This is a genomic window from Candidatus Desulfolinea nitratireducens (genome assembly GCF_982879505.1).
In genome coordinates this window covers 1-15,038 of the sequence record NZ_CEYOSI010000073.1, presented here as the reverse complement: position 1 = coordinate 15,038, position 15,038 = coordinate 1, and the positions used below count along the sequence as shown (strand labels likewise).

The following is a 15,038-nucleotide window of genomic DNA, read 5'->3' as shown; positions in this document are numbered from 1 at the left end:
ACTGAAAATTCTTACATACTAGTTGTTGATGACGAAGAGACCATTCGCGAAGTTGTACGCCGTTACCTTGAACGGGAAGGCTTTATTGTTAAGGAAGCTGCCGATGGTTACGAAGCCCTCGACATTACCCGGGAGGCTCCCCCCAGCCTGATCGTACTTGATTTGATGCTCCCCGGCATTGACGGGTTGACCCTTACCCAGCATTTACGTCAGGATCGTGAGATTCCCATTATCATGCTGACAGCCAAAGGTGAGGCCAGCGACCGCATCCGTGGCCTCGACTTGGGCGCGGACGATTACATCACCAAACCCTTTGATCCGCAGGAGGTGGTTTCCCGCGTGCGGGCGGTCCTCCGCCGAACAGGCCGTACAGCAAAATCAACATCTCAGGAACCGATCGATTTTGGACGCCTGAATATCAACCCGATCACACGGAATGTCGAAGTCGAGGGCCAGAGTATCTCCCTGACCGCAAAGGAATTTGATCTGCTCTGGTATTTCGCGCAATCCCCTCAGCAAGTTTTTTCACGGTCCCAATTGCTGGCGAATGTTTGGGGCGACGAACTATACACCGATCCATCCACTGTTACAGTTCATATTCGACGCTTGAGGGAAAAAATCGAAGCCGATCCCGGCCAGCCTGAATATATTCATACGGTCTGGGGTGTGGGTTATAAATTTATGGATAAGCGATGAATAAACGGTATTCTCGTCTGATCAACTATCTCCTTGGCATACTGACAGTCCTGCTGTTGACAGTGGCGTTGATCCAATTGATCATGCACCCCCCACCCGGGGATTTGCTTTATCTGGCGCTCTATCTAAGCTTTACCAGTCTGATTTCAGCTGTGATCGGATTTCTCTTTCATCGTCTGGGTTGGTGGCGGCGGCTTCCCCGCCTGAGTTACGCGCTTATTCTCGGTTATATCCTGGCTGGCGGTTTAACCCTTTTCAACGTCTGGGTGACTGCCCGTCTCATGTTTATCAATCAGCACGACCTGGCCCTGGCAAGTCTCCTGCTTCTCTTCGCTGGCGGCATTTCTGTGGTTTTTGGCTTTTTCATTTCAAATACGATTACGCAGGCATTAGGCAATCTGGTCGCAGGTGCCAACCAACTCAGCCTGGGCGAATTTTCAACACGTGTTGACGTAAACGGAAATGACGAGATCGCTCAATTATCCAGAGCTTTTAACGAGATGTCTGCTCGTCTGGAACAGGCCGCTGAAAACGAACGTGCGCTCGATGAAACGCGCCGCAACCTGGTAGCCTGGGCCTCCCACGATTTACGCACGCCTCTGACCTCGCTGCGTGTGATGATCGCCGCATTGGTGGATGGTGTTGTCGACGATCCGGAAACAATATCCCGCTATCTGCGCCAAAGCCAGAACGAGATCACCCGGATGAGCAAATTGCTCGACGATCTATTTGAGTTGGCTCAACTGGATGCAGGATTCCAGGACCTCGACTTTGAGTGGGTCAGCCTCTCTGACTTAATTTCGGATACCCTGGAAAGCTTCGCAGCCCGTGCAGATGCGCAGGATGTCACGCTGGAAGGGACTGTTGATCCCCAGGTTGATCTTGTTTGGGCTACCCCTGAAAAGCTCAGCCGCATTTTGGATAATTTGCTCAGTAATGCCTTACGCTACACCCCGCAAGATGGAGTAATCCACCTGAGTGCAAAGGCTGAAGAGAATGCCACACTTGTCACAGTAAAAGATTCTGGCAGTGGGATCGCACCAAATGATCTGCCCTTTATCTTCGACCATTTTTATCGTGGCGAAAAGAGTCGGATGCGCGACGATGATGAAAGCAGCAGTGTTGGTTTGGGTCTGGCCATTGTCAAAGGGTTGGTCGAAGCCCATGGTGGCGAGATTTCTGTTCAGAGCAAAGCTGGCGAAGGGGCGCAATTCCAGTTTACTTTACCAGGACATGAAGTTGGTTAATGTTTTTTACCTTATTATTCGGAGAAATTTTATGAAATATTGGCTTATTCTTTTACTGGTTCTTCCACTGGTGGCATGCAGCAGTCAGGCGCAACCGGAATCGAAAATCGAACCTGAAGCACAGTCTGATCCGGGACCTCAATCTGATCCTGAGATCGTTTCGAATTTTTATGGACCTGCTCCAGAATTGACAAACGAGGTCTGGCTAAACACTGATACGCCTCTCCGATTCGCAGATCTACGTGGGAGCGTCGTCTTATTAGAAATGTGGACCTTCAGTTGAATAAATTGCAAAAGAGTAATTCCCTCGTTGAGGGAATGGCATCATACATATAAAGATCAGGGTCTGGTCGTCATCGGAAACCATTTTCCTGAATTTAGCTATGAACATGATCTGGACAATCTGAAAGCCGCCATCATTGACCTGGATGTACCTTATCCTGTGGCCCAGGACAACGATGGTGAAACCTGGCGAGCTTATCGCAATCGCTATTGGCCGACACTTTACCTGATCGACAAATGGGGCAACATCCGCTATACCCATATTGGCGAAGGCGCATACGAGGAAACAGAATCAGCAATTCTGGCCCTGTTGGCAGAAAAATATCCAAAATAATAAGCAAAAAACTTGTATAATAAAACACAATTCTAGGAGAAAATAATGAAGAAAATAAAATCATCTGAAATCACATCCTATAGCGACTATCTCTCTCGTCGAGATTTCCTCAAGACGATGGGAATCATGACCGCAGGCGCTGCACTATTGGCAGCTTGTGGCACTCCGCAAGATGAGGCATCTACTGTAGTAAACCCATCTGCTGAAGATTCATCAGGAATTTCCCCATCGGCTTCAGCCAACACAGACGAACTTGGGAAACCTTTAAATTCATATGAAGACATCACAAATTACAATAATTACTACGAGTTTACAACGGATAAAGAGCGCGTGGCCGTCCTGGCCGAAGGCTACCCAACATCTCCCTGGGAGGTAAAAGTTGGCGGATTGGTAAACAACCCAAAAACATATTCGCTTGACGATTTTCGCAAGTTTGAGATCGAAGAACGAATTTATCGTCTGCGCTGCGTGGAAGCCTGGTCAATGGTCATCCCCTGGATGGGATTCCCCCTCAGCAAGTTGCTGGCCGAGGTCGAACCGAAAGCGGAAGCCAAATATGTGCGCTTTGAGACGATTTACGATCCAGAGGGAATGCCGGGCTTCAAGAAAAATCCCTTTTATCAATGGCCATATGTTGAAGGCCTGCGTGTGGATGAAGCCATGAACGATCTGGCAATCCTGGCAACAGGGTTATACGGCAAAGACCTTTTGCCCCAAAATGGCGCACCTATCCGCATGGTGATTCCCTGGAAATACGGCTTCAAGAGCATCAAATCCATTGTTAAGATCGATCTCGTCGATGAGATGCCCAGATCCCTGTGGATGGCGGCTGCTCCCAATGAATATGGCTTCAATGCCAACGTCAACCCCAATGTTAATCACCCACGCTGGTCACAAGCCAGTGAGCGACGGATTGGCGAATTTGGCCGCACTGAAACTATCATGTTCAACGGCTATGAAGAAGAAGTTGCCCATCTCTACGCAGGCATGGATTTGGCAATAAACTTTTAATTGGGGCGGGACAGAACTATGAAAAAAAATACGTGGAAGTTTACCCCCCTGCAAATCGCTGCCCATGTGGGTGCGCTTATCCCGCTTTTATGGATGATCTGGGATATCTTCACCAATAATTTCGGTCCTGATCCCATTCGCGAGTTTACCCTCCGGACTGGGAAAACTGCACTGACCTTATTGCTGCTATCGCTGGCCTGTACACCGATCAACATACTCTTCAAATATAAGCAGGTTCTCAAGCTACGCCGCCCATTGGGATTGTATAGCTTCCTTTATGCCAGCATCCACTTTTCCATTTTCATCGGAGTAGATTATTTCTTCAACTTCGCACTGATCCAGGATGCCCTGCTAGAAAAACGCTACGCCATCGTCGGTTTGACCACGGGATTGATTTTGCTTACATTGGCAATCACATCCACATTGGGATGGCAGCGTCGCTTGAAAAAGAACTGGAAAAAACTGCACCGGCTGGTGTATCTTGCCGGAGCGTTAGCTGTTACTCACTATATTTGGCTGGTCAAACAAGGGGTAATTCAACCCTGGATTTATGCCGGTATCCTACTCATCTTATTGACTCTCCGGGTAAAGCCAGTCAAAAAATGGGCAGGATCACTCCTGAAAGGAGTCCGATTTTCCCGAGCAACCTGACGAATGCGGCATCTAACTCAAGGCTTGCCCTGCGCGATCTAATATTTTCTAGATGAAACTCCCAGCAAAAACACGCTGGGAGTTTTTTATCGCTAAAACAGCCCGCGTAACATCAACAAGAACCCGACACCCGCGAGCGGGATCCCGATAACTGCACCAACTACCGTCAGACTGACAACTACGCCGACGATCATCAGCACCAGGCCCAGGATAACGGCAACCAGGCGTCCTGTTAATTCAACGATCCCGGCTATCAAGCGCCAAAGGGCCACAAAAGGCCAAAAGAGCCAGAAAACTTTTCTTTTTTTATCTGTCATAGTATCCTCCAGGAAGATATACGCGTGATTTCAGCAAAAGGTGCGCCAGAAAGAAGACAAACCCAGTCGTGATATAATCCGCCGCATGAATGAAGAAATCACACCCACTCCCAAAAAAGAAAGAATGATCTCCTTTAAACGCGATCAGTTTTATACTGTTATGGTTATTGTAGCATTCTCAGTCGGCATCCTGACTGGCTATTTTATATGGGGTGCAAATCCCACTGCTTCCGCTGCAATCGCCGTACCGCAACAAGGACAGGTCGCCGCCGTCGAAAACCAGGCTCCCCCTACCCGCTATGAGATCCCGACCGAAGGCTTTTTCAGTGTCGGGCCAGAAGACGCAGAAATTACCCTGATCGAATTCAGTGATTTCGGATGCTCTTTCTGTGCAAAATGGCATAACGAGACCTACGAAGATCTGATGGCCGCCTACCCGGGCAAGATCCGTTTCGTTTATCGCAATGTTCCCTTCAGAGCCTTTCCGGCAGCTGAAGCAGCCATGTGCGCAAGCGAACAGGATGCCTATTGGCCTTATCACGACAAACTCTTCAGCTATGAATATGGCCTGTCAGATGATGCCTATATTCAATATGCAGAAGACCTTAATCTGGATATGGATTCTTTCAATACCTGCATGAGCGAACATCGCTATCAGGAATTTATCCAGAACGATATGGACTTCGCAACCCAGTTGGGCATTCAAAGTACACCAACCTTCTTTATCAACGGTTTGGCCCTTGTTGGTGCGCAACCGATTGGTGCCTTCAAACAGGTTATTGATTTAGAATTGGCTGGCGGAAGCTAAAATAACAATTCGACAACCCTGGGGAGGGATATGAAGAAATTTGTCGCTGTTGCAGGGAATATCGGTGTTGGGAAGTCCACACTGGTGGAGATGCTCTGCACCAAATTAGACTGGGAACCTTTTTACGAGCCAGTTGCTGAGAATCCCTATCTGGCAGATTTTTACAGCGACATGCCTGCGTGGTCTTTTCATTCACAAATTTTCTTTTTATCGCACCGTTTGCGCAGCCATGACGAGTTGGCAAAACACCCCACCTCCGTCATTCAGGATCGCAGTGTTTACGAAGACGCCGAGGTTTTTGCCCAAAATCTCTTTCGTCAGGGTCATATTCAGAAACGCGATTACCAAACCTACTGCGAACTCTATGAGACCGTGATCGGTTTTCTGCCTCCGCCTGATCTGGTAATTTACCTGCGTGCTTCTGCGGAAACCTTATTACGAAGAATCGAATCACGGGGGCGCGATTATGAACGTACCATCGCTCCTGAATATCTGGCAGGATTGAATGATCTTTACGAATCATGGATCGCGGGATTTACACTTTGCCCCGTTCTGACAGTTCCTGCCGATGATCTCGATTTTGTGGCCCACCCCGGACATTTAGAATTGGTCGCCGCTAAGGTGGACGATAAACTGACCGGAAAAGAAGAGGTTATTTTCGCAGCAGATGAGGTTGCCCGAGCGGCGGATTAATACGCAGTAGGTCACTAAAATGTAAAGGTCCCGTTCCCTTGAAGGGAACGGGACCTTGTTTATTAGCCTAATTTACACCCTCCGCTATGCCTCAAGTGCAGGTGAGCGTTCCGCAATTACTTTGAGAGCAAGGGTGGCAAAATCATCGACCGGGAAGGCGCCCCGATCTTCCCCGTCTCGCATCCGCAGGGCAACTGCACCGGCCTCGACTTCTGCATCCCCAACGACGAGCATATAGGGAATTTTCTGCTTTTGCGCGTTGCGGATCTTTGCATTCATCCGCTCATTACGGGCATTAACCTCGGCACGAATACCGGCTTTCTTAAGCTTCTTCTCAACCTCGAAGGCATAGTCAAGATGGTCATCTGTGATCGGGATGATAACGGCCTGGATCGGCGCGAGCCAAACAGGAAATGCGCCCGCGTAATGCTCGATAAGGAAGCCGATCATGCGCTCGTGTGTGCTGAGTGGTGCGCGGTGAATACAGAGCGGGATTTCTTCTTCGCCCTGCGCATTGATAAATTTCAGGTCAAATTTCGGGGGAACGGCAAAGTCGACCTGGTTCGTGGCAAGGGTAAATTCCTTCCCGATCGCACTCCAAACCTGTACATCGATCTTTGGGCCATAGAAAGCAGCTTCATCGGCAACTTCAACATAGCGGACACCGCCATTCTCCATCGCCTGGCGGACCATATCTTCGGTCTTCAACCAGAGGCGCTCATTATCAATATATTTTTTGCCGAGGCCTTCTTTGGCATGCGTACTGAAACGCATCACATATTTATCAATATTGAAGATTTCAAAATACTTCATATAGAGACCGATCACCGCCATGAACTCTTCTTCGAATTGTTCTTCGGAGCAATAAATATGGGCATCGTTCATTTGCATCGAGCGGACGCGCATCAGCCCAAAGAGCTCCCCACTTTTTTCATAACGGTAGCAGGTGCCATATTCAGCCAACCGGATCGGCAGATCGCGATAACTGCGTTGACGGGCTGCGAAGATCTTATGGTGCATGGGGCAATTCATCGGCTTGATGAAGTAGCGCACACCCTCCATCTCCATGGGCGGATACATGCTCTCAGCATAATATGGCAAATGTCCACTGCGAATGAAGAGATCTTCCTTCGTCAGATGCGGGGTACGGACTTGCTGGTAGCCTGCTTCGCGTTCTATATTCTTTGCGAGCTGTTCAAGTTCTTCGATGATCGTTGCGCCATTTGGCAACCAGAGAGGCAGGCCGGGACCAACCTCGTCGTCAAAGGTGTAGATATCCAATTCTTTACCCAGTTTACGATGGTCCCGTTTTTTGGCTTCTTCCAGTTGCCAGAGATAGGCATCCAATTCTTCCTTGGAATTCCAGGCCGTGCCATAGACACGCTGTAATTGTTTATTATTTTCATCCCCGCGCCAATAGGCGCCCGCAACCGACATCAATTTGACGGCTTTGGGATTGATCTGGCTGGTGCTCTCAACATGCGGGCCACGGCAAAGATCAACAAAGGAGTCGTGAGAATAGATTGAGATATCCGGTTTCTCATCGAGGGGATTTCCATACTCATCAAAACCACCTTCTTCGAGGCCTTCGATCAACTCCAGCTTATAGGGCTGGTCTTTGAAGATCTGACGTGCTTCATCCGCAGAAAGGACTTTCTTAACGAACTCATGCTGACCGTTCAGGATCTTGCGCATTCTTTTCTGAATTTTCTTCAGGTCTTCCGGCGTTAGCGTCCGTGGCAGATCAAAATCGTAGTAAAAGCCGTTCTCCACAGGCGGGCCGATGGTGTATTTTGCTTCGGGAAATGCTTCGATCACAGCCTGCGCCATGACATGCGCCGCCGAGTGTCGGATGCGGTATAGTTCGCTATCTTCGTATCTTTCTTGTTTTGCTTCGGCCATTGCTAACTCCTTATTAATAAAAAACTCTCGCCCAATACTGGGGCGAGAGCGATCTCACGGTTCCACCCAGATTTATCCTGAGCGGAGTGCCTGGCTTTTTCAAGCACACAGTCGAAGGACATCTCTTTTGGGCTGCTAACGGAGCTACCCGTTTTACTTACTAAGTTATCAGTAATCAGTTTTCCGTGATCAGTATTGTCTTTACTGATAACTCCTAACTGGCAACTTTTCTGTTCAACGCTCGCGGGGGGTTTTCGGTGGGGGGATGCTGGAGCAGGCTCTCAAACCTTGGCTTGCTCTCTCTGTCAGCTTCGTGGACCACGTACTCGTCCCGGTCAATGCGTAATTTATATACTAACTCATGGTCACTAAAATAGACCAGGTGGGCGATATTGGACTCGAACCAACGACCTTTGCGATGTCAACGCAACGCTCTAACCAGCTGAGCTAACCGCCCGAATTGAGCCCGTATTATAACGAGGGACTGATTATTTTGCAACAGTAATTGCGGGTTTCAACAATTAATATCAATAACTGCCGGAGAGAAAAACGCGCCTCCATTATCGAGCTACACAGTAAAATAGAAAGAAATCTAATAAGCTTTCTTTACACCTTTTGTCAAAAGCGTATATTAACCTTTTCCAACTTTCCCCAAGGCTTCCACAAAAACATCCACCATCTTTTCCACATTGATCTCTTCGGAAACGATCCGCCAGGATGCTGCCCCCATCTCGCGTAGGCGAACAATATCTGCGGTGGCCTCTTTTAGAGTAGCGATCAACGCATCCAGATCATTGGGCGGGATCTGCCAGCCGTTTTCCCGGCGGATGAGATCGTCCTGGGTGCCATCTCCTTCGGCAACGATCACCGGTAAGGCATATGACATCGCTTCCTGAACGGCCAAACCGCCAGTTCCGGGCAGGACGAATAAATCTGATTCTCCCCAGATCTGATTCAGTTCGGGACCATACCGTTCACCCAAAAAGCGAATTTCCGGGACATCCTCTGAAATCAGTTTAGAAGCCAAAGCCTCCAATGAAGCCCGCTCCGGGCCATCACCAACGATCCAGATGCGCAGCATAAGCTCTTTTGGGATGGATGCAAAGGCCCGGATAAGGCTATCAACTCGTTTACGCGCCTGTAATCTCCCGACAAAAAGGATAACGAGGGGTTCATTTGCTTTAAAAAGAGGTCGTTCGAGCATCTCCCCCTCTGGCCGCGGACTAACAGCATTGTGTGCAATAAAAATCTTGTTTTCGGGAATGCCGAGGGCTGCATATTCTGCGGCACCACGCTGACTGTAGGCGATGAGGGCATCGAACCGATTGAGGAAGCGCATCCAGTTCTTTTGACGGAGGCCAGCCCCAAGTCCGGTTTGGATCGGTGCGCCCAATCCCCATCCGATGACGGGACGGCCTCGTTCGCGCATCCATTTAATGGCAGCAGGTGACGCCAAATAACGGGGGTTCGCTTCAAGGATCAGCGCATCCGGATTCGTATCATCCAGCCATTTGACCAGATTTTCCTGATAGCAAGCATAGAAAGATCCGGAGAACATATGTCGGTTTTTTGTGTGGGTATATTGAGCAGCATTCAGGCTTTCGGCTACAGAAATGGATTCGATCGGCCGAGGATCACCTGCGAATAAACTCAGCCCACCTGTGCAAGATGCGCCAAGCGCGTCAAAAAATGGCCCGCGATAAATGGGCAGAACACGCTGTTGAATTGCAAGGTGACCGGAGAATTTTGGCATTATTTCTCGTTCCGGATAAAGATCAGGCTGGTTTCGTCGGAGTAGATCTCATCCCAATTTGATGAAGCGCCAAGAGCAGGGATCAAATCAGCCTGTTCTGTTTTTGAAAGCATCAGTAAATTGCTTCCTTCTTCTTCAAGAAGAGTCTCCCATTTCCAGGTTGCGGAACTAATTGCCTGATACCGCTCCCAATGCTCGGGTGGATAAACTTCAAAACGGGTATCGATCCAGATCGGACGCTCGGGTAGAGTATAAACGAGATAGCTCGAAAAAGCCAAGTCTGCCCAGAGGGGGCCTGGCAGTTCAGGATGTGCTTTTAACCACTGTGTTGCTTCCACTGGAGTGTCTGCTGAAAGAGCGGGCGGCGCCTCTGCCCACCAAAACTCCCGCAGGCCGGGCAGCAGCGCAAGCGGAAAGAGCAGGATGATCGCGCCAATGGCAATATCCATTGCCGGGATGCCCTGTCTTATGCGTGTTTTTCCCCAATCAGCAAGCAGGTCAGCGGTGAGGATCGAGAGGATAAAGAGGAACCAGATCCCATAGCGGAGTCCGGAAAATGCCAGCCAGCCGAACCCCAGGATCCAGACCCAGTCCAGGCGGGAGAGCTTACGTGACGAAAGGCCTGCCACCGCCATAAAAAAGAGAACCCACCCAAAGAAGAGATTCATCTGCCAGCCCTCATTGACGGGGGGCATCCACTCGCGGCTAAAGGCCTGATTGGAAATGACGCTGAGAGAATCGACGACATATTCCCAAACATAGATCCCGCGCGGATTGATGAGCGTTGCTATAAAGACCCCAACGAGAGCGATAAACAGGGCTTTGCGCTCACCTTTGCCAAAGAGAAATGCTGCGCCGCCGAGCAAAAAGAGCAAAACAAATGAACCGTGCAGGTTCACCCAGAGAAGGCTGACAAAGGGAAGCCAGCCCAAAACACGCGAGTCGCCATCTTCTCGATCCCATTTAATAAGAATCCATAAAGAAATCGCAAAAAGTGGATAAGCAAAGAGCTGTGGTCTCACCGCCCAATTGACACTCCCTGCGAGAATTGCAAAAAAGCTAACCAGGCTGGCGAGTTGAGGGGTTGCGTCACGAGCACGCATCACTTTCCAGAGAAGGGTATAGGTCAGGGAAAGAAGGAGGCCGCGCAGGAAAACGGTCAGGGAGATCCCACCAAATTTGTAAATCCAAAAGAAGAGCAGGGCAGAGAACCAGGAGTGATAGACCATCGGTTGGCCCGCCTGGGTTTGGGAAAAGGTCTCGATAATTGGGACGGTGTGTGTGGACGCAATTTCGCTCCCCAAACGCAGATACCACCAATAGTCATTGGGTCTGACCGGCAGCAAAAAGGAGAGAGTGAGCAAGATAAAGAGGGGGATGCTCAACCAGAGGAATTCTTTGCTAGAAAGTTTCATTTTTTATGCTGGGATATGCGGCGCCTGCCAGGCTGGTGATTTATGCACATGGACAACTTTCCAATCGTCATCAATTTTTACGATCACCCGGCTCTCGTTATGCGAGGCGACTTTGACCCCATCCGGGAGGGCGGTACTGATCATCAAAGTATAACTGGCAACGGCGGTATTCCCATAACGCTGGATGTTGAGATTCGCCAGATCAAATCGGACGGGGGCGGGGTCACCTTCTGCGCCAAAAACTGTGCCGCGCTTCTCGTTGGCTTTCATCATAAATTCGTGGAAGGGCAATCCGTCAATCCGCTGGGGCGTGACCCACCATTCGTAGAGAGTCAGATCTTCGGTGCAGCTTGCGTTATACGCGGCTATATCGTTTTGCATTATTGTATCGAGGTGATGTAAAAGGAACTGATGGATTTCCTGATCCTGGGGCATGGGAGCCTCCTCATAATCACAAAAAATAACACGAATAGCACGAATGAATCGAATTACAGGAATAAAAGCTTAACCCCTGCTTCTATATAGAGAAAGTCAGGATGAGGGGTAAGCGCTACAGATATATCATTTCTCTATTTTAAACCCAAGGTTAATTAGCACGTGCCTCGCATTAGAATATTATACTCGTCTAAAGAGCCTTACACAGCCTTGACGCATGAAAGCCCAACGGGCTAAACAGAGTCGGGTTTATCCGACTTCCCAAGTCTTGAGGCAAGGATTTATCCTGCACCGACGACCAAAATTGTAACTATCTCAGAGGTTTATAGAATTTTCAATTTTGATGCGTTTGCCCCAGCAATGCACTTTAAAAAATGCCTTCCGTCTGAAATATTATGGTATCCTTGATTATCCTGATTTGCACGGAGAGCCGCATGTATATCGCTATAGAAGGGGTGATCGGTGTGGGGAAAACCACGCTCGCTCGCCTGCTCCAACCTACTTTTGACGCTGAAGTTTTGCTGGAAATCTTTGAAGAAAATCCCTTTCTCTCAGATTTTTATGGTGACCGCGACCGCTACGCCTTTCAGACGCAGATGTTCTTTTTGCTCAGCCGTTATCATCAACAACGGCGGAATGTCCCGGAGCTTTTAGCAAAAAATGAGAACTTGCTCTCTGATTATACCTTTGCCAAAGACTCCCTGTTCGCCAGCATCAACCTCGACGGAGATGAGCTGGAAATGTATGGGCGTGTCCACGAGGCCCTGGCAGAGAAAATCCGCCACCCCGATCTGCTTGTCTTCTTACGGGCAGAAAATCAGACCTTAATGGAAAGAATAGCAATGCGTGATCGCCCCTACGAGCGCGATATGGACAGCGGCTATATCGCTGACCTTGGGCGAACCTACGCAGAGTTTTTTTCAAAGCCTTATAATAATACGCCTGTGCTGACAATAGACACAGACGATCTCGATTTTGTTCGTTCTCCAGACGATCTGAAATTTATTAAGGCTAGAATCGAAAAAGCCCTAAAAGAAACCCCTCTGCAACCAGAGTTGCTTGACAAATAATAAAATGAAAACAAAGAACACCAAGAGCGCTATGGAAGGTTTTGCTTTTTCTTTCTGATCTTCGTGCCTTCGTGGTGAACGGATATAGAATAAAGGATTTTTATGCGCATCACGCGTGAATTACTCATTCGCCTTGCCAAAGAAAATACACAGGAACGTGCCTATAACGATAAAAGCATTCTCGCTGCGTATTTGAGCGGTTCCGTTCTGCAAGATGACCCGCTGCTTGGCGGTACAACCGATATTGATCTTGTCTTCGTCCATGATAGAACTCCCGAGCATCCACGCGAGATAAAAGCCCTTAGCCCTGATATTCACCTCGATATCCTGCATCGCGACCAAAAAGACTACGACCCTCCTCGTGAACTTCGCAACAACCCCTGGCTGGGCCATGAACTCTACGACCCCATGCTCCTCTATGAAACCAAGCACTTTTTTGAATTCGCCCAGGCCAGTCTGCGGGGAGGCTTTGACGAGCCTAAAAATATTCTCAAACGCTCTTATAAATTACTCAATCACGCCCGCAAAATCTGGCTGGACCTGCAGCTCAAGACCTCGGACCCCGGCCCAAAAGAGATCATCAACTATTTGGATGCGCTCCAGCATGCGGCAAATGCCATCGCGGAGTTGAATGGGCCTCCGCTTGCCGAACGGCGTCTGCTCCTTGATTTTCCCGCGCGTGCCGAGGCGATTGAGCGTCCCGAATTCAGCACGGGGCTTTTGGGCTTGCTCGGCGGAACCGAGATCACCCCGGCAATCCTGGCAGAGTTGCTGCCCGCATGGAATAATTCTTTCACCTTTGCTGCCAAGACAGCTGATATCGATTCCCGCATCCATCTGGCCCGTCTGGCCTATTATGAAAAAGCCATCGAAGCGATCCTCAGCGGTGAAAACCCACTCGCAGCCCTTTGGCCCTTCCTCCAGACCTGGACCTTGTCCGCAAGCGCCCTGGTCGAAAATCAGTTTCCAGCATGGCAGAGGATCTGCGAACTTTTGAAAATTGGCGGGGAGCACTTTGAAAGTCGCCTCGAAGGGCTGGATCAGTATCTCGATAATATCGAGGAGATGCTTGAAAAAATGCTTCAAGCGCATGGATTTGAGCTTTCAGAAATTATTTAGCCTGTCCACATCTGGGGGTGTGATAAAAAACACATTTGTTTTGGTACCCCAGTACTGTGGATAACTCCTTTAAATCTGTGGATAACCTACCTTGGTTGTGGACAAATCGCTCATTTTTTCTATAAATCGCTAAATAGATGCAAAAGTCATCCCCCATATACAGGGGGCAATTTGATAGCTCCCGAAAATATGGATTTTTGGGAAGTTTTGTGGAACTGAAATTAAATTGTCCTTTTTTTGTCCCCAAAACTATCCCTTAAAACCTGCTTCCTGCATTCACTGTATTTGTCTATGGGGAGGAACCCGACCAGCACCTCTAGGGGGTTCTCAGCAAAATACAGACCCTATCCCCACCATCCACACCCCCTACTAAGACGACTAATTAATATACAAATTAATAAATATGGATAAAGTTATCCTTTCCACAAAGCCAGCCCCCATAAGCATATTCTGAGAAATTTGCTAAATACCCCTTAATTCGAACTTGTAACTCGAAGGAAAATTTTGTACAATTTGAGAAGGGACTACATTGATCCTTTCCTTTAGGCTCATCATGGAGGTAAACAATGATGGATATCATTAAAGTATCAGCCAATTCTAGAACATCTGCTGTCGCAGGGGCAATAGCCGGAGTCTTTCGAGAGCATGGCCGTGCTGAGGTACAGGCGATAGGGGCGGGCGCGGTCAACCAATCAGTCAAGGCCCTTGTTCTGGCGGTCAGTTATCTCAAAGAAAGAGATAATATTGATGTGGCCTGTGTGCCCGAATTTGTGGATGTGGAAATCGAGGATAAAGTCCGCACCGCGATCAGGTTTGTCGTTGAACGGCGTGAAGTTGCCCCATCTGCTGATGAGATGGAAGAGCTCGACCAACTGGACTTATCTCCCGAGCCTGACGAGGATGCCCAGTTAGAACAAACTCCCGAAACGGAATCACCTGACCCAGCCGCTTTTCCATAGCGTCGGGAAGAGGGGCAAAATAAAAAAAATAAAGCAGGTAGAGAGATTTTCTTTGCCTGTCTTTTTTATCAGTGAGAGATGTGCACACCCACCTACTAGCAAGCCTGTACCCCTCGCGCAACACCGTTCGTCCAGCTCGATTGGATCCCGCATGGTCTCAGCGGGTAGTCGCTTTTCTATTGATGACAAAAGACAATTGTTTTTTGGGGAATGAAACTTGTATATTAGGATAAGGATGATTATCATGAGCAGTTGCCAGTAAAATAGCGCCGTCATATAATAGGCTATTAGACAAATTGGTTAAATTCAGCATTTGCGATATTGCTCTTTGTGAAGAAAAGAATGG

At 48.7% G+C, this 15,038-nt stretch carries 17 protein-coding genes and 1 tRNA gene; 11 read left to right on the top strand and 7 right to left on the bottom strand.

The features are described 5' to 3' along the window. The 6 genes from AC3DOM_RS08295 to AC3DOM_RS08270 all read left to right on the top strand — a co-directional run. Window positions 1–696: response regulator transcription factor (locus tag AC3DOM_RS08295; RefSeq protein WP_487918572.1), on the top strand; the 696-nt coding region annotated here is incomplete at its 5' end. Continuing rightward, complete coding sequence (locus AC3DOM_RS08290; RefSeq protein WP_487918571.1) at window positions 693–1,943, top strand: sensor histidine kinase; 1,251 nt, start codon at window positions 693–695, stop codon at window positions 1,941–1,943. The genes AC3DOM_RS08295 and AC3DOM_RS08290, both read left to right, overlap by 4 nt. A gap of 31 nt (window positions 1,944–1,974) precedes the next feature. Further along, entirely contained in the window at window positions 1,975–2,226 is a 252-nt protein-coding gene (locus AC3DOM_RS08285; protein WP_487918570.1) for a hypothetical protein, read from the top strand. Then, entirely contained in the window at window positions 2,227–2,559 is a 333-nt protein-coding gene (locus AC3DOM_RS08280; RefSeq protein WP_487918573.1) for a redoxin domain-containing protein, read from the top strand. 45 nt (window positions 2,560–2,604) lie between these two features. Next, complete coding sequence (gene msrP / locus AC3DOM_RS08275; RefSeq protein WP_487918569.1) at window positions 2,605–3,570, top strand: protein-methionine-sulfoxide reductase catalytic subunit MsrP; 966 nt, start codon at window positions 2,605–2,607, stop codon at window positions 3,568–3,570. A gap of 18 nt (window positions 3,571–3,588) precedes the next feature. Beyond that, window positions 3,589–4,221 carry a protein-methionine-sulfoxide reductase heme-binding subunit MsrQ gene (locus AC3DOM_RS08270; protein ID WP_487918568.1) on the top strand — a complete coding sequence of 211 codons (633 nt, stop codon included), beginning with the start codon at window positions 3,589–3,591 and terminating at the stop codon, window positions 4,219–4,221. A 92-nt stretch (window positions 4,222–4,313) separates the two neighbouring features. Here AC3DOM_RS08270 and AC3DOM_RS08265 read toward each other — a convergent pair whose 3' ends face one another. Next, entirely contained in the window at window positions 4,314–4,538 is a 225-nt protein-coding gene (locus AC3DOM_RS08265; RefSeq protein WP_487918567.1) for a hypothetical protein, read from the bottom strand. A gap of 85 nt (window positions 4,539–4,623) precedes the next feature. Here AC3DOM_RS08265 and AC3DOM_RS08260 point away from each other — a divergent pair, with 85 nt between their 5' ends. Then, on the top strand, window positions 4,624–5,346 hold the full coding sequence (locus AC3DOM_RS08260) for a DsbA family protein (protein ID WP_487918566.1): 723 nt from the start codon (window positions 4,624–4,626) through the stop codon (window positions 5,344–5,346). 30 nt (window positions 5,347–5,376) lie between these two features. Next, window positions 5,377–6,039 carry a deoxynucleoside kinase gene (locus AC3DOM_RS08255; protein ID WP_487918565.1) on the top strand — a complete coding sequence of 221 codons (663 nt, stop codon included), beginning with the start codon at window positions 5,377–5,379 and terminating at the stop codon, window positions 6,037–6,039. Window positions 6,040–6,123: 84 nt separating this feature from the next. On the opposite strand, the gene thrS is transcribed toward AC3DOM_RS08255, so the two are convergent. The 5 genes from thrS to AC3DOM_RS08230 form a co-directional block, all read right to left on the bottom strand. Then, complete coding sequence (gene thrS / locus AC3DOM_RS08250) at window positions 6,124–7,941, bottom strand: threonine--tRNA ligase (protein WP_487918564.1); 1,818 nt, start codon at window positions 7,939–7,941, stop codon at window positions 6,124–6,126. A gap of 383 nt (window positions 7,942–8,324) precedes the next feature. Beyond that, a tRNA-Val gene (locus AC3DOM_RS08245) sits at window positions 8,325–8,398 on the bottom strand. A 174-nt stretch (window positions 8,399–8,572) separates the two neighbouring features. Next, window positions 8,573–9,694, bottom strand: coding sequence for a glycosyltransferase family 4 protein (locus tag AC3DOM_RS08240; RefSeq protein ID WP_487918563.1), 1,122 nt, complete (start codon window positions 9,692–9,694; stop codon window positions 8,573–8,575). Next, the gene (locus tag AC3DOM_RS08235; protein WP_487918562.1) at window positions 9,694–11,109 is read right to left on the bottom strand and encodes a hypothetical protein; all 1,416 of its coding nucleotides are present in this window, start codon (window positions 11,107–11,109) and stop codon (window positions 9,694–9,696) included. Before AC3DOM_RS08235 ends, AC3DOM_RS08240 begins: the two co-directional genes overlap by 1 nt. A gap of 3 nt (window positions 11,110–11,112) precedes the next feature. Beyond that, window positions 11,113–11,544 (bottom strand): nuclear transport factor 2 family protein, encoded by a 432-nt coding sequence (locus AC3DOM_RS08230; protein WP_487918561.1) that lies wholly within the window; start codon window positions 11,542–11,544, stop codon window positions 11,113–11,115. A 434-nt stretch (window positions 11,545–11,978) separates the two neighbouring features. Between AC3DOM_RS08230 and AC3DOM_RS08225 the strand changes: the two genes are divergently transcribed. From AC3DOM_RS08225 to AC3DOM_RS08215, 3 genes are all read left to right on the top strand, one after another. Next, entirely contained in the window at window positions 11,979–12,614 is a 636-nt protein-coding gene (locus AC3DOM_RS08225; protein ID WP_487918560.1) for a deoxynucleoside kinase, read from the top strand. 102 nt (window positions 12,615–12,716) lie between these two features. After that, window positions 12,717–13,733: a hypothetical protein gene (locus AC3DOM_RS08220; protein ID WP_487918559.1), complete on the top strand. Its 1,017-nt coding sequence runs from the start codon at window positions 12,717–12,719 to the stop codon at window positions 13,731–13,733. 566 nt (window positions 13,734–14,299) lie between these two features. Then, on the top strand, window positions 14,300–14,692 hold the full coding sequence (locus AC3DOM_RS08215) for a stage V sporulation protein S (RefSeq protein WP_487918558.1): 393 nt from the start codon (window positions 14,300–14,302) through the stop codon (window positions 14,690–14,692). Window positions 14,693–14,849: 157 nt separating this feature from the next. Here AC3DOM_RS08215 and AC3DOM_RS08210 read toward each other — a convergent pair. Then, window positions 14,850–15,038: hypothetical protein (locus tag AC3DOM_RS08210; protein ID WP_487918557.1), on the bottom strand; the 189-nt coding region annotated here is incomplete at its 5' end.

Bases quoted from the DNA above. Each gene is read 5' to 3' on its own strand.
- AC3DOM_RS08290 (WP_487918571.1), top strand. From the start codon at position 693: ATGAATAAACGGTATTCTCGTCTGATCAACTATCTCCTTGGCATACTG.
- AC3DOM_RS08285 (WP_487918570.1), top strand. From the start codon at position 1,975: ATGAAATATTGGCTTATTCTTTTACTGGTTCTTCCACTGGTGGCATGC.
- msrP (WP_487918569.1), top strand. From the start codon at position 2,605: ATGAAGAAAATAAAATCATCTGAAATCACATCCTATAGCGACTATCTC.
- AC3DOM_RS08270 (WP_487918568.1), top strand. From the start codon at position 3,589: ATGAAAAAAAATACGTGGAAGTTTACCCCCCTGCAAATCGCTGCCCAT.
- AC3DOM_RS08265 (WP_487918567.1), bottom strand. From the start codon at position 4,538: ATGACAGATAAAAAAAGAAAAGTTTTCTGGCTCTTTTGGCCTTTTGTG.
- AC3DOM_RS08260 (WP_487918566.1), top strand. From the start codon at position 4,624: ATGAATGAAGAAATCACACCCACTCCCAAAAAAGAAAGAATGATCTCC.
- AC3DOM_RS08255 (WP_487918565.1), top strand. From the start codon at position 5,377: ATGAAGAAATTTGTCGCTGTTGCAGGGAATATCGGTGTTGGGAAGTCC.
- thrS (WP_487918564.1), bottom strand. From the start codon at position 7,941: ATGGCCGAAGCAAAACAAGAAAGATACGAAGATAGCGAACTATACCGC.
- AC3DOM_RS08240 (WP_487918563.1), bottom strand. From the start codon at position 9,694: ATGCCAAAATTCTCCGGTCACCTTGCAATTCAACAGCGTGTTCTGCCC.
- AC3DOM_RS08235 (WP_487918562.1), bottom strand. From the start codon at position 11,109: ATGAAACTTTCTAGCAAAGAATTCCTCTGGTTGAGCATCCCCCTCTTT.
- AC3DOM_RS08230 (WP_487918561.1), bottom strand. From the start codon at position 11,544: ATGCCCCAGGATCAGGAAATCCATCAGTTCCTTTTACATCACCTCGAT.
- AC3DOM_RS08225 (WP_487918560.1), top strand. From the start codon at position 11,979: ATGTATATCGCTATAGAAGGGGTGATCGGTGTGGGGAAAACCACGCTC.
- AC3DOM_RS08220 (WP_487918559.1), top strand. From the start codon at position 12,717: ATGCGCATCACGCGTGAATTACTCATTCGCCTTGCCAAAGAAAATACA.
- AC3DOM_RS08215 (WP_487918558.1), top strand. From the start codon at position 14,300: ATGATGGATATCATTAAAGTATCAGCCAATTCTAGAACATCTGCTGTC.